This is a genomic window from Xenophilus azovorans DSM 13620, from assembly GCF_000745855.1.
Lineage (GTDB): Bacteria > Pseudomonadota > Gammaproteobacteria > Burkholderiales > Burkholderiaceae_C > Xenophilus > Xenophilus azovorans.
Map to the genome: position 1 here is coordinate 1 of NZ_JQKD01000073.1, position 16,522 is coordinate 16,522.

Annotated in this window: 19 protein-coding genes; 1 reads left to right on the forward strand and 18 read right to left on the reverse strand. The window is 67.0% G+C overall.

Annotated features, from left to right (window positions below; all coding sequences use genetic code 11):
- From traC to Q392_RS24355, 12 genes are all read right to left on the reverse strand, one after another.
- Positions 1-2,078, reverse strand: a 2,078-nt coding sequence (traC, locus tag Q392_RS24300) for a type IV secretion system protein TraC (RefSeq protein ID WP_038213938.1), incomplete at its 3' end; no start/stop codon positions are given.
- A 7-nt stretch (positions 2,079-2,085) separates the two neighbouring features.
- Positions 2,086-2,730: a TraV family lipoprotein gene (locus tag Q392_RS24305; protein ID WP_038213941.1), complete on the reverse strand. Its 645-nt coding sequence runs from the start codon at positions 2,728-2,730 to the stop codon at positions 2,086-2,088.
- Positions 2,727-3,563 carry a DsbC family protein gene (locus Q392_RS24310; RefSeq protein ID WP_051953924.1) on the reverse strand — a complete coding sequence of 279 codons (837 nt, stop codon included), beginning with the start codon at positions 3,561-3,563 and terminating at the stop codon, positions 2,727-2,729. Before Q392_RS24310 ends, Q392_RS24305 begins: the two co-directional genes overlap by 4 nt.
- Positions 3,547-4,974 carry a TraB/TrbI/VirB10 family type IV secretion system protein gene (locus tag Q392_RS24315; protein WP_038213946.1) on the reverse strand — a complete coding sequence of 476 codons (1,428 nt, stop codon included), beginning with the start codon at positions 4,972-4,974 and terminating at the stop codon, positions 3,547-3,549. The genes Q392_RS24310 and Q392_RS24315 overlap by 17 nt, the downstream gene beginning before the upstream one ends.
- Entirely contained in the window at positions 4,971-5,915 is a 945-nt protein-coding gene (locus Q392_RS24320; protein ID WP_245610800.1) for a type-F conjugative transfer system secretin TraK, read from the reverse strand. The genes Q392_RS24315 and Q392_RS24320 overlap by 4 nt, the downstream gene beginning before the upstream one ends.
- Before the next feature lie 31 nt (positions 5,916-5,946).
- Entirely contained in the window at positions 5,947-6,513 is a 567-nt protein-coding gene (traE, locus tag Q392_RS24325) for a type IV conjugative transfer system protein TraE (protein ID WP_038213952.1), read from the reverse strand.
- A 15-nt stretch (positions 6,514-6,528) separates the two neighbouring features.
- The gene (gene traL, locus Q392_RS24330) at positions 6,529-6,828 is read right to left on the reverse strand and encodes a type IV conjugative transfer system protein TraL (RefSeq protein WP_038213955.1); all 300 of its coding nucleotides are present in this window, start codon (positions 6,826-6,828) and stop codon (positions 6,529-6,531) included.
- A 30-nt stretch (positions 6,829-6,858) separates the two neighbouring features.
- Positions 6,859-7,221, reverse strand: coding sequence for a hypothetical protein (locus tag Q392_RS24335; RefSeq protein ID WP_038213968.1), 363 nt, complete (start codon positions 7,219-7,221; stop codon positions 6,859-6,861).
- A 135-nt stretch (positions 7,222-7,356) separates the two neighbouring features.
- Positions 7,357-7,797: an OmpA family protein gene (locus Q392_RS33955; RefSeq protein ID WP_245610801.1), complete on the reverse strand. Its 441-nt coding sequence runs from the start codon at positions 7,795-7,797 to the stop codon at positions 7,357-7,359.
- A 254-nt stretch (positions 7,798-8,051) separates the two neighbouring features.
- Complete coding sequence (locus tag Q392_RS24345; RefSeq protein ID WP_281173450.1) at positions 8,052-8,579, reverse strand: lytic transglycosylase domain-containing protein; 528 nt, start codon at positions 8,577-8,579, stop codon at positions 8,052-8,054.
- 172 nt (positions 8,580-8,751) lie between these two features.
- Positions 8,752-9,252 (reverse strand): hypothetical protein, encoded by a 501-nt coding sequence (locus Q392_RS24350; RefSeq protein WP_038213978.1) that lies wholly within the window; start codon positions 9,250-9,252, stop codon positions 8,752-8,754.
- Between the two features lie 369 nt (positions 9,253-9,621).
- Positions 9,622-9,927 (reverse strand): DUF5983 family protein, encoded by a 306-nt coding sequence (locus Q392_RS24355; protein WP_038213982.1) that lies wholly within the window; start codon positions 9,925-9,927, stop codon positions 9,622-9,624.
- A gap of 87 nt (positions 9,928-10,014) precedes the next feature.
- On the opposite strand from Q392_RS24355, the gene Q392_RS24360 reads away from it, so the two are divergent.
- Entirely contained in the window at positions 10,015-10,260 is a 246-nt protein-coding gene (locus Q392_RS24360) for a helix-turn-helix domain-containing protein (protein ID WP_038213986.1), read from the forward strand.
- 15 nt (positions 10,261-10,275) lie between these two features.
- On the opposite strand, the gene Q392_RS24365 is transcribed toward Q392_RS24360, so the two are convergent.
- The 6 genes from Q392_RS24365 to Q392_RS24390 all read right to left on the reverse strand — a co-directional run.
- Positions 10,276-10,899 carry an IncC plasmid conjugative DNA transfer DtrJ family protein gene (locus Q392_RS24365; RefSeq protein WP_038213989.1) on the reverse strand — a complete coding sequence of 208 codons (624 nt, stop codon included), beginning with the start codon at positions 10,897-10,899 and terminating at the stop codon, positions 10,276-10,278.
- 11 nt (positions 10,900-10,910) lie between these two features.
- Positions 10,911-12,797 carry a conjugative transfer system coupling protein TraD gene (traD, locus tag Q392_RS24370; RefSeq protein ID WP_038213992.1) on the reverse strand — a complete coding sequence of 629 codons (1,887 nt, stop codon included), beginning with the start codon at positions 12,795-12,797 and terminating at the stop codon, positions 10,911-10,913.
- 1 nt (position 12,798) lies between these two features.
- On the reverse strand, positions 12,799-14,631 hold the full coding sequence (gene mobH / locus Q392_RS24375) for a MobH family relaxase (protein ID WP_038213995.1): 1,833 nt from the start codon (positions 14,629-14,631) through the stop codon (positions 12,799-12,801).
- Between the two features lie 54 nt (positions 14,632-14,685).
- Positions 14,686-15,348, reverse strand: coding sequence for a FlhC family transcriptional regulator (locus Q392_RS24380; protein WP_038213998.1), 663 nt, complete (start codon positions 15,346-15,348; stop codon positions 14,686-14,688).
- On the reverse strand, positions 15,348-15,662 hold the full coding sequence (locus Q392_RS24385; protein ID WP_038214006.1) for a hypothetical protein: 315 nt from the start codon (positions 15,660-15,662) through the stop codon (positions 15,348-15,350). The genes Q392_RS24380 and Q392_RS24385 overlap by 1 nt, the downstream gene beginning before the upstream one ends.
- A 634-nt stretch (positions 15,663-16,296) precedes the next feature.
- A partial coding sequence (locus Q392_RS24390; protein WP_038214011.1) for a transposase domain-containing protein occupies positions 16,297-16,522 on the reverse strand: 226 nt, incomplete at its 5' end.

The window sequence follows — 16,522 nt, forward strand, 5'->3', positions numbered from 1 at the left end:
CGGTTGCGCGTCAGGTACATCTCGCCGGTGATCTGGTGCAGCAGCAGGATGTTGACGACCGCATGCAGGTCCGGCCGACGCTTGAGTTCCTCGTTCTCGATGACGATGAAGTCGTTCGAGAAGTCCACGTTGGAGCGCCCCTCGAAGAAGCGTTCGTACTGGCCACCCCGTGCGTACGGGTTGAGCATGATGGCCAGATCTCGGATGCGCTGGTCGCCCCTGACACCGAGCTCCTCGATGGTCCCGGTCTTGAAGGCATCGCGCAGGGCCGTGATCGTGAGGTCCTGGCCGTGCGCCTTCCAGAGCTTGAGCACCATCGCGGACACCGCCTTGTACTGGACCTCCTCCAGCTGGTGCTGCATCGAGCACATCTTGGCGATGCCCGGCACGAGCATGTCGATGTCCTCATGGATGTCGCGGACGATGCTGAAGGGGTTCAGGCAGATATCGACATCGGGGCGGAACTCCAGGTAGGTGCCGCGCGCTTTGCGGCACAGCTTCTCGAAGCTGCGGCCCAAGTCCAGCATCCAGACTTTGGCGCCGATCGCGCGATACGACCACGCCAGTTCGTTCATGAGGACCGATTTGCCGGAGCCGGGCGCACCGATGATCGCGAAGTTGTAGTTGCCCAGGTCGTTGTCGAACAGGTCCAGCGTCATGACCTGGCCGCGCCGGCCGCCGAAGACGAGGGCAGGCGTCCTGGTGCCACGCCATTCGGCGATCAACGGCGCCATGTGGATCGCGTTCGACATGGTCTTGCGCGTGACGCGGCGCATCTTCCCGAGGTCCTTGTGGAACCTCGGCGTCAGCGTCATCGGCAGGCTGGCCAGCAGTGCCTGGCGGTGCATGTAGGCATCGGCATTGAGTTGAAAGCCCCGGGCGCGCCAGATCGCGTTCGCAGCTTCGTGCGCGGCCGCGGCTTTGTCCGGATGGGTGAAGATCGCGAGCTGGTGGTACAGGCTCACCAGACTGCCGCCGGTGTCGATTGCGTTCGCTGCCGCTGACCAGTCGTCGAGCTTCTTGCGCACATCCGGCATGACGTCCGCCATCTTGGACTTAGCGTTCTGCGTGGCCCGGACGTGGTTGGCGGTGATGATGGACTTGGTGGCGTTGGGGTCCAGCATGTGCACGCCCAGCGTGATCAGGAAGGGCGCGGTGTACTGCAGCGCGGGCTGCATCAGGTCGCCGATCAGCGAACCCATTTGCCAGAGCGCGAAGCGCTCCGGGAAGCTCTTGATCGAGTAGAAGCGCGCCTCGAGCACGTCGTCACTGGTCTCCTTCCAGAGCGTGAGGCCGGAAGGGTGCGGGTCCTGGATAGTGTCGAAGTCGACGATCTGGTCGCGGATCTCGCGCCCGTCGTCGTAGTGCAGCCAGCGGTCGTCGTCGAAGTTCAGGTCCGGCGCGTCCGAGTGCGCGATGCGGTCAGGGTTGGTGAACAGGGCGCACCAGTTGATGAGATCAGCGGCATCGCAGACGCGGCTGGGCAGCATGGCCGAGCGCAGCGTCGCAGTCATCGAGTCGCGCAGCGTGAGCAGCGCGTCGCGGCGGTTCAGGTCGTTCGCGTCGCCGGGGAATGACACGCTCAGCATCAGGCGGAAGTCGCGCAGCGTGAAGTGGAACCCGGCCGTCAGCGAGGCCTGCGTGCCGCGCAGCAGGTGGTGCACGCGCTGGCGGGCCAGCTTGCGGAACAGGTTCTCGTTGGGCACGGGCCGTCCGAAGGGCCGCGCCTTCTCGGCTTGGTCCTCGTCCTCCACGCGCAGGTTGGTGTACTGGCGCAGCTGTTGGCGGATGTGCGGCGAGGCGAATAGGTGAAACTGCAGGCCGGTGTCGGGCGGGCAGTTGGCGTAGAGCGAGACCAGCACCTCGGCCATTCGCTCGTCCGCTCCGCTTTGCGGCATCACCTCCAGCATGAAGCCCATGCCGTCGCGGTTCACGAAGATGCGTTCGTCCGCGAGGTAGGCCGAGTACGGCAGCCAGCCAGCGAACTGCTCCGCGGGGGTGTCCGGCGGTGTGCCGAACGGAAGCAGGGTCGAGAGCGCTTCGCCCGGCCGCGCATCGAAGATGGAAGGCAGTCGCACGGTGGCCTCACTGCGGACGGGCGCCGGGGCCCGTAGGCGGGGCGACGAGCGACGGGAACAGCTGGCGGGGATCCGTTGCCGTCGTGCGTTGGATTGGGCCTGCGGTGTCGGCGCGATCTGCCGTTACCGTGTCCGGGCCGGCTTCTGCATTGCTCTGGGGTGCGGGGCCGGCTGAGACGGGCGGACGAAGCGGTGCGTACCGCTCCCTGATCTGCTGACGGACATGGTCGATCTGCCAGCGGCCCTGGTCGATCTGGACGTAGACGTGAGCCTGGTCGAAGAGGTCGCCGTCGATGTCCTCCCACGGCTTGACCCACAGCCGCAGGTAGCGTGCTTGCGAGCGCAGGGTCTGCGGTGCGGAGGAGGAGGCGGCTGTCTCCAATGTCCGACGTGGCGGCGCTGACTCGTTCGCAGAGCCGCTGGGTGACGGCGTTGATGCGGTTGCCATTGCTGGCGCGGCCTCCGCGCGCCGCTGGCTCGGCAGGTTGCGGTGCACCGCGTTGGCGTAGGTGCCCGATACCGAGTCGCAGGCCACGCCTTCGGGGGCGGCGCAGGCGTACTTGGAGTCGCCGCCCAGGCCCGACATGTTCACGCAGGCGGTCAGGGGCAGCAGCAGCGCCGCCATCCCCGTGCGCAGAAAGATGGGACTCATGGCTGCTTCTCCGCGTGCGTGGCCTGGCCGGCGGCGGCCAGCCGCGCTTCGAGCACCGAGCGGCCGACGTAGCCATCGGTACGCGTCCCGTCGGCATAGAACAGCGTCGGGGTGCCCTGCACGCCCAGGCGGCGGGCCAGGTCCAGGTTGCGAGCGATCGGATGCGCGCAGCGCGCTGCGGGATCGAGTCCGCTGGCATCGGCTTGCAGCATCCACTGGCGCCAGGCACGGTCCCGGTCGGCCGCGCACCAGATGGAAACGGGTCGGGCCTCGCCCTGGAATGGCACGAGGAAGGTGTAGATCGTGACGTTGTCCAAGCCGGCCAGCTCGGGCTCGAGCTGCTTGCAGTAGACGCAGTTCGGATCGCTGAAGACCGCGATCCTTCGCTGGCCGCTGCCTCGCACCGTCTTGAGCGCGTCGGCCAGCGGCAGCTGGTCGAGCGACACCGGCACCGTGGAGACGTTGTCGCTCTGGAGCTGGCCCTCCTGTTCCGGGGCGCGCTGGGCGAGTTTGGGGCCGGTGATGTCCCGCATCGTCTGCGTGTCGAACAGCCGCCCGAAGACGAAGTAGCGCGGGTTCGCCGAGGCGACGTAGGCCACGTTGCCGTTCATCCAGACTTCGTAGAGCCCCTGGATGTCTGTGCGCGAGACCTCGGTGAAGCGCGTGCCGGGATGGGCTTTGCGCAGAGCGTCCAGCAGCTTCGTCTCGTCGGCATGGGCCGCGAGCGACGGTAGCGGCGCCAGGCCGGTGCACAGTGCGCTCAGCACAGCGGCGGCGAACAGGCGGCGCGGGCAATGCGGCTGGGGGCCGCGCGGATCAGTAGTCGCCATCATCGGTGGCCTCCAAGTAGCGGGTATCGGGGGAATGGGCGAGCAGCGTGCTGCGTGTCGCGGACGCCGTCATGGGGACGTCGATGCGCACGCCCCGGGTGATGACCACGTCGATCTGGCGGCCTGCGTCGACCTCGATGACGGGGAACGTGTTCTCGGCCAGGCGGATGTAGTACTGGGCGAGCCGATCCAGGGCCTTGCCGACGCCCTGACCAAGGCCTGCGCGGTACGCGTCGGCATTGCTGTCGGTGCTGGCGATGGTCCCGAGCGGCGAAGAGCTGTAGGAGGTGTTGGCTGTGGACAGCCCCTGGCCGATGCCGCTGACCACGCCGGCGAGCAGCGCGTTCGCCAACATCTGGCCCTGTTTGGTGACCAGCCTGCCGCGCATGCCCACCTTGCCGTCCTCGCCGTAGACGCTGCCCTGGATGCGCACCTCGAGCGTCGCTCCGTCGCCGCGGACGCACGACAGGCTCTCTGTGCGCAGGTAGGCACGTTCGGAGCTGATGTCGCCGTAGCCCGCGGCGACGACGAAGCACTCGCGGTATTCGCCACGGAACTGGTTGGGCAGGACCGAGTTGTCCGAGAGGCGGATCAGCACCGGGTGCGGATTCGACTGGCTTTGACCTCCGGTGGGCGCGTCCAGTCCGCCGAGGAGGATCCCGCGGGTGAAGCTCACGGGCAGGAAGGTCGAGACGGTCTTCGGGGAAGATGACGACGCGCTTGCGCTGTCGTGCGGCGTCCCATCAGACCCCCTGTCTGCGGCGGGCCGCGACCTGTCGGCCAGGGTCACGCGCGAGATCACGGGCGCGGGAGCCGCGGGTGGCTGCAGCGGCTGCCCAGGGGGCATCGCTCCCACGCCGAGGCGCGAGCCTGGCGGCCCCGCTGGCAGACCACCCGCCGGCGGCATGGTTGGGGGTGTGGAGGGCTGAGGAGTGGGCGCGGGCGGTGGCGGCGGTGGGGCCGGGGCGACGGGTGCGGGCGTGGTCCCCTGCTGGTTCGCGGTCAGACGCTGCTCGAGTTCCGCGAAGCGCTGCATCGTGCGGGCCTCGAAGGCCTGCCGATCTTTGTTGAGCCGGCTCTGCTCTTCGCGCTCCGTCTCGTACTGCGCGAGCTTGCGGCCGGCGGTGCCGACCCATTGGTCGACGGGATTCACCTGCCCACCGGGTGGGAGCACGCCGATGTTGGTAACGTCGCCGGGGCGCGTCGGAGCCGACCGCGTGCCGTGCGCCGGCGTCCCGGAGCCGGCGAAGCTGAAAACCAGCCACAGCAGGCCGACGCCGCTGGCGAGGATGGCGCCGAGCAGCGCGAACTGGCGCTGGCGCGGTGTCAGGCGGTCCAGCCCGCTGCGCACCGCGTAGCCGGGCGGCCGGCCCTGCCCGGGGTGGGACGGTGGGGTGGGGGACGATGCGTTCATCGCGTGCCTCCCCTGCGGATGACGTAGACGCTGGTGGTCTCGCCCGGCCGCAGGGCGTGGTGCTCAATCGCGATGCCAGCGATCTCGCCGGCCGTGTGGCTGTCGGGACGGTCGAACTCCTGTTCGGCCAGCACCATCGGGACCAGGCTGATGTTCTGCAGCGTGTACTTCTCGCCCACGAAGCCTCGGCCTTCGTACAAGCGCATCAGCGTGAAGCGGGCTTCGGCCCAGAGCTGGACCGGGCGCGACGTTTCCTCGACGCGGACGTCGGTCGGAACGCGGTCCGACGCCATCGCTACCAGCAGCGCCTTGATCGTGCGCACATGGTTCGGAGCCGGGCCGGCCGGTGTGGCCGCGGGCGCGGCGGGCCGCAGCGCCCGCGGCGTCTTGTCGCGGATGACGATGGTGTCGGCCGGCGTGTCCGCACGGCGCAGCAGCAGCGTGTAGGTGGCCGTCGCGGACGACACGAAGAGGTTGATCGGACGCGATGCGTCGCCGACCGGGCGGATGTAGATCTCCCCCTTGTCGCGGTCGCACTCCACCACGACATCGCCCGCGGGATTCGCGGCGGACAGGGGACCTGCGGTCGAGGTCGGGACGCCCGGCGTGGCGGGCGCCGCCGGCAGCGACGGGCCCGCACCGCAGTGGCTCGAATGGATGTTGCCGAAGACATCCACGATCGGCGAGCCCTCGAGGCGGATCCGCGTGGGCTCCTTCTGCGACACGATGGCCTCCACCGCGACGCCGTCGCTCGCCTCCACGACCTGCAATGCGTGGGCCTGCAGGCCAAAGGACAGGGCCGTGACGGCAATGATGCGGCGCGCGGCCGGCGCCTGCCGAATCCAGCGCGGGGTCGGAGGTGCGCGATCCAAGAGCCGCTTCGGCGCTGCAAGGCTCAGGTGCTTGGATTGCGCGGGAGGAGGCAGGTCCTCTTGCTGCAAGACGGCAGGCCGACGCGAGGCGGCCAGAATGTCAGCGGACCGCATAGGGCACCTCGCTGAACTCGACGATATGCATGCGCGCTCCGCCGTACCCGAACTTGATGCGGTACGCCTTGAGGTCGTTGGCCGTCTCGTAGCCGTTGACCAGGGTGCGCAGGCGCCCGCGCACGACCAGGGTCTGGGTGTCCTCACTGGCCACCAACTGCTGCGGGGAAAAGGCCGTGGCTGCGTTGATCCGCTTGAGGCGCTCGGCCTCGACCTCCTGGCGTGTCTTGAGCGCGCCGTACTGTCCTGGATCGACGTAGCCGAGCAGGATGTCCTTCTTCCAGTCGATGGTGCTGGGCGTGACGTCGAGGATCAGCCAAGCGATGAAGCCACCCATCTGCTCGAGGTACTCGCTCGATGCCCGGTCGCCCGCGACCCAGAAGGTCTTGTTGAGCGATGGCGGCACGATCACGGTGCGCACCGTGCCGAGCAGGCCGACGATGATGGCGAGCGTCAGGAGCAGGCCGAGGGCCAGCGCACCGACAGCCAGGGCCAGGCCCCGGTTGCGCCGGCGCATGTCCTTGAGGTCGCCGTTGAGCCGATCGAAGTCCATGGCGGTGCCTCCGGCTCAGCCGACCATGCGGCGGATATGCGACGGGGGCGTCACGCGCATCGACGTGACGGGGTTCGTCGGCAGGTGCCAGTACAGCCAATGCAGCGCGAAGGCGGGGTGCTTGTCCGCCTTCAGCCGCGAGATCCAGCGCGACACCGCGATGCCGGCGGCGAGGCAGACGGCGAACGCCGCTTTGCTCGACGACAGGTAGCCGATGAAGAACATGAACAGGATCGGCGCGGCGACTTCCAGATCCCAAAAGCCGACTTTCCAACTGTCGTCCAGGCGCCGGGGGATGTAGGTGTCCGCATGCATGGCAGGCTCCGGAGTGACGGGAGCTGCGGCTCAGACGACCGCGCCCATGATGGCGCCGGCGATCACGAGGCCCACGGCCGCGAAGATCGCGAGTCCGACGTAGAACAACACCGGCCCGAAGTTGCGCAACGCAGACAGCGAGATCAGCGCAACGACGAAGCCGACAAATCCCACCAGGGCCTTGATGCCCGGCCCCAGATCGGCGATCTGGGTGAGCGCGGAGGTCAACGGGCCGGTGATGCCCGTGAAGGCCACGAGGTCCAGCGCATGGGATGGGAACGCGAGCGCCAGGCCGATAAGGGCGATGGCTAGCAGCGCGAAGAAGCCGGCGAGCTTGCGCACGGGAGAACGCAGCGGCTCCGGGGCAGAGGTGGAGAAGACGGCAGTGCTCATGGGAAGGCTCCAGCAAGGAAGGTGGTGGGCGATCCGGTGGGAGCGGGTGGTGGCAGGTGTCGGTCGGGTCCTCGCGCCCGGTGGCGCTGCTGGCGTGGTGGAGGGCGCACCCTCGGCAGGTGTTGGGAGACGCGCTCAGGGCGGGTCGTCGAGGTCCAGGCGGTAGACGATGTCGACGCGGCGGTTGCGCGCGCGCCCCTCTGCGCGGTCGTTGGACTCGATGAAGCAGCAGGCGCCCTGCGCCTCGACGGTCAGTGCGGGAGCGATGCCGGGCACTAGGGCGAGCAGTTCCCGGCGGACGGCCTCGGCGCGGTCCTTGGCGAGCACGTCGTTCGCAGCGGCGGGTCCGGTGCTGTCGGTGCGGCCGCTCAAGCGCACTTCGGTGGCTTGCCCGAGCTGGGGCGCGATGCCGCGAAGTGCGTCCCGCGCCGCAGGCCCCAGGCGCGCGCTCGCAAAGGGGAACTGGACCGACAGTTTCTGCGCCGCTGGCCGCGGCACCGGGCTCGCGGGGCGCACCGTTGTCCCCACCAACGCCTCGCCCTCGGCGATGCTGTCTACCAGCGCCACCGGGCGCATCGAGGTCGGTGCCGCGGGTATCGCTGGCTCAGGCGAGGTTGCCAGGGTCTTGACGGTGCGCCGGGGGCAGTCGTCGCCACGGCACCAGCCGAACGTGGCCTGGCGTCCGTGGCCCAACTGGGCGATGTGCAGTGATGGATCGACCCGAGGCGCGGGCGCACTCACCGGAGCGGGCGGCGGCGCAGCGCAGGCCGCCAGGGCCAGGCACGCAGCGAGGGCGCTGCGACACCGTGCGCGCGTGGCCGGGGAGCGCTTCACGGCGCCACCCTCACGTGCAGGACGCGCGTCGGAGATGCCGTGACCGTGGAAGGCCTTGCGGCGGCAGACCTTGCGGCGGCGGTGGGGCGCTCCGCGTCGGCCCTGGGCAGGTGGCGGTAGACCTTCCAGGCGTAGCTCGCCCTCGCCCGCGCGCAGTCTTCGCCCTTGAGCTGGCTGCAGGCCGCGTTGTAGGCGCCCACGGCGCTCCAGCTGACGCCGTGGCGTGAGAAGCTGTCGGCCAGCAGCCAGGCGCCCACCTGCAGGTTCACGCAGGGGTCGTAGAGATCCGACTCCTGGATGCCAAAGCTGGCCAGCCTGGGCAGGTGCCGGCTGTTGATCTGCATCAGGCCGATGTCATAGCTGCCTGTGCGCTGCGCATGGCTGCGATTCACCGCACGCGCGTTCAGATTGGATTCGGTGCGCGCGACGGCGTAGAGCAGCTCGGGCGCGACGCCGTAGCGCTCGGCGGCCATGTCCCAGCACGGCGTGGCGGTGGCCGGCAAGGCGAGCACAAACGCCAACACGAAAGCGATAGCCAAACGCATCGAAGACCCCAAGGTATTCATGACCAGCCCGCGCAGGAGCGGGCACGGGGTGAGGACCGGCAGGCCGGTCAGGGTCTTGAGCGGGTCGGCCGGGCGCAAGCCCGGCGGGGTCGGTGTGGGTGGCGCGGATGCGCTGCGCGGTCAGGTGACGTCAGCGTTCGGGGCGAGGTGCGCCATGCGCGCCGGAGTGGCGCTCCACCATGTTGAGGCGCGCCTGCCGCAGCACGGCTGCACCGGACGGATCGTCGTGCTGGCACAGCGCCACGCAGGCGGTGGTCAGCTGATCGAGTTGGAACTTCGGGTTCGGATGTTTGTTCGCAGGCGAACACTGCAGGTCGTGCAGCAGCTCGTACTGGGCGCGCCACAGCGACTCGCGCCGCCGTGGTGTGCTCGGCGGGCGCATGACCAGCAACGTCCCCAAGAAGCCGAAGATGCGCTCGGCGGCATCGTCTCGGCTAAAGACAATCGCGACGCAGGCGCTGAGCAGATCCGGAATCCGGAAGGTCGGCGCGGTGTTGTCACTGCTGCGCAGAAGGGCATACAGCCAGTTGTGCTCCTCCATCCAGAGCCGGGTCTCGGCCACGTCGCCTGGCTCGGTGGCGCCTGGGCCGGCGTGCCCTGGATGGCGGGTGTTCGTCATGGCGATCAACATGGCGGTGGTCCTTGGTTCACGGGGTGCGATGAACACGCTCATGGGCGCATGGACGAAGGGTAGGTGCCGCGCGACACGATGTCGCCTTGCAATGGCGACCTTCTGAGGGGGATTTCGCCATCGGCACTGTATGGTCGGTCGCATCCGCTGGGAGCGACGCCAGCGCTTGGCTCCCGAGAGCGACTTCTCGCGCCGGGGATGAGACTACCGGCTGAGATGTGGGCGTCACCTCCCAGACCCGGCAGCAGCACACGACGCCACTCGAGTGCGCACCATCGCATTCGGCGACCCATCTATGGATGCTAGGGAGGCGCAGGGGTTGGAGCGCGCCATCGCTGTGCCAAAGCAACGCAGCCCCCAGCTGCGTGACTAGCTTGCGGACGTGTGAAGGAAGACCGGGAGCCCTTCCACGAGCGGAGCCTCCGCATCGAACAGAAGCCAGGAGATCCCCGCGCATTCGGCGAACTCAGTCACCGCCTCGAGGTCTGGCTCGGCGGGGACGCGTTGACGGGGTGATCCGACGAACACGAGTCCGCCAAAGTCCGTCGGGTACGCGTTCACGGAGAGCGCATTGGAGCGAAGCCTTTCCCGGGTCAACGGGTGCAGGTGCAGCAGAGATACGGACGCCAACGTCTCGGCCAACTCGCGGAGTCGAACGCAGGTGTCTTTGGTCATGGTGGCGATGGAGGAGACAAGACGCTGCGTTGGCGATGTGGAAGATCATCCGTGGTGTGATTGGCATCATATATCCAACATGCGGGGATGCCCATTTCCTCGCCTCGGCACGCCAATGACCCGGTGCTCACAGCACTGGGCGGTGCCATTCGCCGTAGTCGGCGCGAGCGAGGCATCTCACAGGAGGAACTAGCGCACCGCAGTGCGATCGACAGGTCCTACATGAGCAGCATCGAGCGCGGCGGCCAGAATCCCGGAATCATCTCCATCGCGCGCATCGCAAGCGCCATGGAGATGACCTTGACCGAGCTGATGGCGGAGGCCGAGTTGTAGCGACCACCGGCGCTGTCATGCACGCCGGTGGAAGTTTGCGATGGCGAGTCCCAGCAGCACAGCCACAGCCACAGGAAATGCGGCAAGCGACGCTGGGTGCAGCCCGAGGGGCAGCACAAACGCAACCACAGTCGCGCAGGACGCCATGATGAGCAGAGAGCACCACACGGCGAACATCTCCGGGTCGTGGTGGAGGAATTCCTGCGCGCGCACGATACGCACGAGTGCGCCGTCGATGGCCGCAACGAGTACCAGGGGCAGCAGCCACGGTAGCCATTCCAGGAGGCTCGACAGTCGATAACTCGCCAGCATCAGCAGTGCATCGACCGACCGGAAGTAGGCGTTGTTGAAGAGGCGCTGGTTGACGGAGGCCATCTCGATAGCGACGGCGCTATTGACGCCAGAGGCTGCCGGCATGTCGCGTACAGTCGGGATGGGGCTGGCTTCGGCAGCGCCGGCCTGCATCCGCATGGCCCGGTCCAGCACCCGATGGGCCGGCTGCCTGCCCCAGAACTCGACCGCGGCATCGTGCTCGCTGCGCAACTGCATCAGGAAGCGCTCAGGCGGATGCGCCGCAGGGACATACAGCACCAGGACAAGCAACGACAGCAATGAGACCACGGCCACAGCGCGGATCATGAGCGAGCCTCTTACGGCCGCCGGCCCACGTCAGGGTCGATGATGGGGAAGCGCCCCTTGATGATGCGGCCGCCCGAAACCGATGCGAAGTACTGCAGGTTCGGCAGCTTGCCCAAGATGTCGGCCGGAACGACTTCCTCGAAGCTCTCCGTGAGCTGGGTCGAGTAGCTCGATGAGAAGTCCCCGAGATGTGCGTCAGCACTGTGGCTCAGGCCCACGCGCACGGTGTGGATCGCGGTCTTGCCAAAGGTCTCGACCACGAAGTCTTGCGTCGGCCGATCCTTGGTCCGCAGCGCAATGAGGTTGTTCAGGTTCCCGAGCGCCATGCGTGCGGCATCTTCGCTGCCCAGGCGCCGTGCCAGGTCGGCTAGCGTCTGCATCGCACACGTCGCGAAGATTCCTCCTTCGGCGCCCTTGTTGAGAATCTCGATCAACGGCCCATTGATCACGTTCGAGACCTCGTCCACGAACAGTGAGATGCGCCGGTAGGTGCCGAGGTTGTAGCGCATCCCGGCACGCGCGGCCTGATCGGCCAAAGCCAGCGCGCCGATGGCGGAAGCCACAGAAGGGTCGGGAAGCGAGTCTAGGCACATGTAGAGCACATGCCCGGCGCGCTCGATCTTCTCGAAGTTCATGATGGGGCGCAGGTCTTCCGCGTCGAACGGGTCCGGCGACAGGCTGCGGCCCAGGTCGCCTGAGGTAAGCATGGAGAGGATGGGTAGAAGATTTGCGGTGATCTTCTGGTAGTGCTCGCGGTTGTGTCGGAACACGCGCACCTGCGCGTCCAGCACCTTGGTCCTTTGGTTCTGCGCGACGTGGTGCTCGTAGTAGGCGACGAACGCCATCAGGTCGGCACTGGCGGCCTCTGAAGGGCGGCGCATGTTGCCGCGGTGAGCATCGTGCAGCAGCTTGCGCATGTCCGCCTGCTCACGCCAGCCACTGCCGAGGAGTTGTTCGTAGAAGCGCCGCAGCGAGGCTTCCAACACGGGTTCGATGCCACCTTCGATGTATGCGGTCAGCTTGATGAGGTTCGGTCGCTCCTCGAGTTCGACCAATCCCTGCACCACGACGTTCACGGCATCCCAGCCGAATGCCGAGAACGCGCCCGCCGTGTCGGGCGGCATGATGGACTGGATGCGAGAAGCGATCTCCGTCGGCTTCTGCCAGTTGAAGGTGAAGTCCAATCGGACGCCGCGTTCCGGAAACGCCGGGTGGAACTCCATGAAGGTGTCGGGCTCCCGGTAGTCTTCGCAGGCGCGTTCCACGATTCGTTTGAGACGCCGGCTGTTCTTCGGGTCGATCACGATCACGACGTCGCCGCGGCGCACGGCTTGGGTGATCAGGTTGGCGAGCGCCACCCCCTTGCCCGACTGCGTCGTGCCCACCAACAAGGTCCCGCCCTCGAAGTTCGGCAGTGGCCTGTGCAGGGGATGCTCCTTGGGCTCGACGCCGTGGATGTAGGGCAGACCGATCTCGGCATCGGGTTGGGCAGCATGACCCTGCCCGAGCGTGTGCTGCAGCCACCGAGGCACGCTGAACTCACGGTAGTCCACCTTGGAAAGCTCGTACAGCCGTTGCGCATGCACGGGCCGCCATTCGAAGCCGAATCCGAGGAACACCTGGGCTGGATCCGTGCACAGGCGTGCCAGCTCCTGCGTGCCGAGGATCTGGATGCGCTGTCCACCTAGTGAGCCGCGCAGGCGTAGCACGCGCAACGCCTGAGCGAGCCTTCGCACGGCTATCAGCAGGCATGCCGTCGCGAGCGCGAGAGACGGCAGGCTCGGCAATCTGCCCAGGGCGGCCACCACGACGAAGTAGCCCGAGGTTGCAAGCCACGCCAGCCCGGCATGGCCCTCGAACGCGCGGCGCCAGGGCATCTCGTAGCGACGCACCAGCATGTCAGCGTCCCAGATGTCGTCGCGGACGGGACTCGGGAGGTATTCCCGCGTTGTCGACGGTGAAGGCTCGGGGATCGAGACCGACGACATGGACAGGCGAGACGACCACGCCAAGGACCGTCAAATCGCGGATCTGCCGAGACACCGTGGGTGGCCCCCCTGCCGGTGGTCGCCGGAGCATGTGCGCGTCGTTCAAGGCCCGGATGGCGATGCCTGGTTGTATACCGCGCTGCTGAAACTCCTCCAGCGGCACGAAGACACCGTCGGCCACGGTGCTAACGTTCGAGGTGCTGGCACTGTCGTTGAGCTTCTCCACGATCTCTGCCAGCGCGCCGCGCACGGCGGGATTCAGGCGCATCGGGGCCTCAAGACTGATGGCGACGGGGGCGGGACCTTGAGGTGGTTGCGGTCCAGGCGCCAGAGCCACCTCCAGCGAGCCTGCGCTCGCTTCCTCGGGCGCAGATGTTTCTGCCTCGACCTCAGGCTCAAGAAGTGATAGCTGCTGATCCTGCGCAGACCTTGGCGTGGTCGCCTCTGAGTTGGGTGAGGACGAAGACCAAGAAGGTGATCCTCGAGCGGCCGCAGACGTCACCGGCTCGGAAGCCTGAACGGCAGCCGTAGGAGCCTGAGTATGAGGCGCTGTCGCATCGGCTCGAGATTGCCCCGCTTTTGGGTGCGGTGAGGACGGTGCCGGGGCAAGCAGTGAGGTATCGAGTGCGGCGGGCGGCGGCTCCAGCCCTGCCAGCAAGATCGCCGGGTTCGCGAGCTTGACTGCATCCATGGGCGCTTTGGTGCCCGGCGGCTGGATCACCCAGGTCTTCCCCGTGGCGTCGGGTGCGACGAGCACCCCTGCCTCGAGCAGGATCTCCATCAGCGTCTGCGGCGACTTGGGGATGCCTGCCAACTGGTCGCCCTCCAATAGGGTCAGCACGTCGTCGGCCGCGCCCGGCCAGACGAGGAACAATCCTTCGGGCCCGAGCCATACCCGGCTCTTGTCGCGGTTGGGGGTCCATGCCGAGTGGCCCGCGACCAAGCGGCGCAGCGCATCCACCAGGTAGCGCTCGAGGTGGGAGCCGTACTGGGGCTTGCCGTAGCGGTCGGCGTTGCTGAGGAGATTGCGGTCGATCACCAGGGCCATCGAGCGGCGCACGAGTCCGTCGAGCACATTGTGTTCGTGGTGCTGCAGGAGCCCTGAGATGCTGGCCATGAGCTGGGGAACCAGGATCGTGTTGCCGCTGCCGAGCATTTGCAGCACTGCGGCCGGCACCACATGGGGCAGAGCGAACAGGCCCAGGCCGCGTGCTTCGCGTGCGTTGGGCCGCCACCGCACGAAGTAGCGATCTGCGCCTCGCACTTCCAGCCACGGCGCCAGTCCCCCCAAGTAGGCGGGCCATTCTTGACCATCGGCCGTCGTCACGATCAGGTGCGTCAGGGCTCGATGGACCTCGCAGCACAGACCGCCGACGAAGGTCGCGATGCGCCAGCGTGGCTCCATCTCGCGCCGTTCGGAGATCGTTGCGCGACCGGAGAAGATGTGTGCATCGGTCCCCTGAAGGCTGAAGAACGCGGTCTCCAGTCCCAGCTGAAGCAGGCCCCCCGGCACGTGGAAGTAGTTGTCGGCGGTCGCCGGGAGCAGATGAACGAACCGCGCATAGCCGTGAACCAGGGGCAGTAGGTCGCGTTCGAAGGTAGCCCGGTCCTCGCCAAAGCACAGCTTGATGCGACCCAAGAGGGTTTGATGGCTGTCTAGCAATGCGCTCAGTGGCAGCGCCTCAAAGCCTGGATCCGAGGATGGGTACGGAGCAGGTCCGGTGGTGAAGGAGGGCGCAGCCATCTGTGGGTCTCCACGCCAGCGCCGGCGTTTCGAAGACCCATTGTTCAGAGTTGACTAGTGTTTGACCGGCGGAAATGGAAGCGATGTGAAGGGGGTATCGCCATCTGCATCGCCTGTAGCGGTCAGGACAGGGCTCAGATGCACCACGAGGTCCTCGAACAGGGGCGGCGCATCGACGACGGACGTCGCGAGGCGCGGGTCTCGGCCATGTCGCTCCAGCAGCTGGCAGAAGGGGCAGGGGCGCACCGCGGTGCTCGCGCTTCCGATGGCATCGAGGAATTCGCTGCCGCAACGGAGGCACGACACCAGGTGGAAACTTGGCGACTTCGCTATCCACAAGCCCTCGGTATGGGCCGCTAGGTCGAACGCACGGTCAAAGCTGATGCGTGAGGGCGGTTGGCAGACGGATTGGTAGTAGCGGTATGCCGCGATCAGGGCCTCGGGAGCCTGGAACCCCATCCTGCGCATCCGCAGAAAGTTCGCGGTCACGATCGATGCTTCGATGCGGTACAACAGGTTGGCGTTGTGGTACCACTCCCGAGTGTCCGGTGCACGGCCTCGCGGCGGAGGGGTGCGAGAGCTGAACAGCAGATTCAGGAGCTCCCGCGGGCGCATCCCGGTGATGTGATGGATCGTGCGGACGCGCGCTCCCAGGCTGGCGCAATCGCGGGCCAGTGCCAGGGCACGCATGCGCTGGTTGATCTTCGTGCTTGGCATCACGGCGCCGTCTGAATGCTGATCAACGGCGTGGGCGTCGGAGGATGCGCTGCTGCGAGCGTGCTGACCAGACCGACTGGCGAGTCGATCAGCGCGACGAGATCACTTCTCGGAACAAACAGAGAGGTCTCGCCAACTGCGTGCACGAGCGACCAGAGATCGGAGGGGCTCATGGCCCGAAGTCGCTCGGCCTGCGCAGCGTGCAGGCCGAACTTGCGGCAGGTACCAACCAAGTCTCGCTCCGTGCCAACAAGGATCACGTGGAGCAATTGCAGGTTGGTGGATTGCACATCAGATAGAAGCAGGTGGCGCATGGTCGGTTCCTCGATGTTCCCGATGGGTGTCTCAACGATGTTTCACGACGTCCTCGAATGGCTCAGTAGGCTGAGTAGTTCAAGACAGCATATGGTGTGTGCCATGAACAGAGTCACACAGACTGCTCCTGATTCCTCTACGGGCTGAAGTCGCCATCCGAAAGGGCGCCCGCTGACCGTCGATTTCGCTTCATGCGACATCGTGTAACACGAGAGGCGGTACAACATGGCCCCATGGAAAGGAGCACCAAATGGCCAAGTTCTGCATGCTTTCGCTACGACTCCTTCGTCTCGCCGTCTCACAATGAGACAGTCCCAAATGCCTCGTGCCGCGACAGGCGTGACAGGGCACTTGGAACTCGTGAACCTGAGGGATCCGCAGGCCACGGAACTGGATCTGGTTCCGGGCGTGCGCGATCGCGTCCAGGCTCGCTTGGCGGCCATGGGAGTCCCCGCAGATAGAGCCGTTTCGTACATGGCAGCACTCACCCAGCGGGCGTCGCAGAGCGTTCGCCGCTGGGTTGGCTCCCAGGATCCCGGTCTACCTGACCTCGAGTCCTTCGCGCGCCTGTGCATCGGGCGTATGCGTCCGGCGAAGTCACCTTGACCGCCAGTGCGTCGCCGGTGACAGCCCTCAAGCGGAAGGCGACCAGCGGTGCGGCAGCAGTTCGTCGATGCGGCTGGCCGGGTGGGCCGGCAGTCGTTCCAGCACGTCCTTGAGGTACGCATAGGGCTCGTGCCCGTTGATGCGCGCCGAGTGCAGCAGGCTCATGATCGCTGCTGCGCGCTTGCCCGCGCGCAGGCTGCCGGCGAACAACCAGTTCGACCTTCCGAGGGCGATGGGCCTGATGTGGTTCTCC

Bases quoted from the DNA above. Each gene is read 5' to 3' on its own strand.
- Q392_RS24305 (WP_038213941.1), bottom strand. From the start codon at position 2,730: ATGAGTCCCATCTTTCTGCGCACGGGGATGGCGGCGCTGCTGCTGCCC.
- Q392_RS24310 (WP_051953924.1), bottom strand. From the start codon at position 3,563: ATGATGGCGACTACTGATCCGCGCGGCCCCCAGCCGCATTGCCCGCGC.
- Q392_RS24315 (WP_038213946.1), bottom strand. From the start codon at position 4,974: ATGAACGCATCGTCCCCCACCCCACCGTCCCACCCCGGGCAGGGCCGG.
- traE (WP_038213952.1), bottom strand. From the start codon at position 6,513: ATGGACTTCGATCGGCTCAACGGCGACCTCAAGGACATGCGCCGGCGC.
- traL (WP_038213955.1), bottom strand. From the start codon at position 6,828: ATGCATGCGGACACCTACATCCCCCGGCGCCTGGACGACAGTTGGAAA.
- Q392_RS24335 (WP_038213968.1), bottom strand. From the start codon at position 7,221: ATGAGCACTGCCGTCTTCTCCACCTCTGCCCCGGAGCCGCTGCGTTCT.
- Q392_RS33955 (WP_245610801.1), bottom strand. From the start codon at position 7,797: ATGCGCCCGGTGGCGCTGGTAGACAGCATCGCCGAGGGCGAGGCGTTG.
- Q392_RS24350 (WP_038213978.1), bottom strand. From the start codon at position 9,252: ATGTTGATCGCCATGACGAACACCCGCCATCCAGGGCACGCCGGCCCA.
- Q392_RS24355 (WP_038213982.1), bottom strand. From the start codon at position 9,927: ATGACCAAAGACACCTGCGTTCGACTCCGCGAGTTGGCCGAGACGTTG.
- Q392_RS24360 (WP_038213986.1), top strand. From the start codon at position 10,015: ATGCCCATTTCCTCGCCTCGGCACGCCAATGACCCGGTGCTCACAGCA.
- Q392_RS24365 (WP_038213989.1), bottom strand. From the start codon at position 10,899: ATGATCCGCGCTGTGGCCGTGGTCTCATTGCTGTCGTTGCTTGTCCTG.
- traD (WP_038213992.1), bottom strand. From the start codon at position 12,797: ATGCTGGTGCGTCGCTACGAGATGCCCTGGCGCCGCGCGTTCGAGGGC.
- mobH (WP_038213995.1), bottom strand. From the start codon at position 14,631: ATGGCTGCGCCCTCCTTCACCACCGGACCTGCTCCGTACCCATCCTCG.
- Q392_RS24380 (WP_038213998.1), bottom strand. From the start codon at position 15,348: ATGCCAAGCACGAAGATCAACCAGCGCATGCGTGCCCTGGCACTGGCC.
- Q392_RS24385 (WP_038214006.1), bottom strand. From the start codon at position 15,662: ATGCGCCACCTGCTTCTATCTGATGTGCAATCCACCAACCTGCAATTG.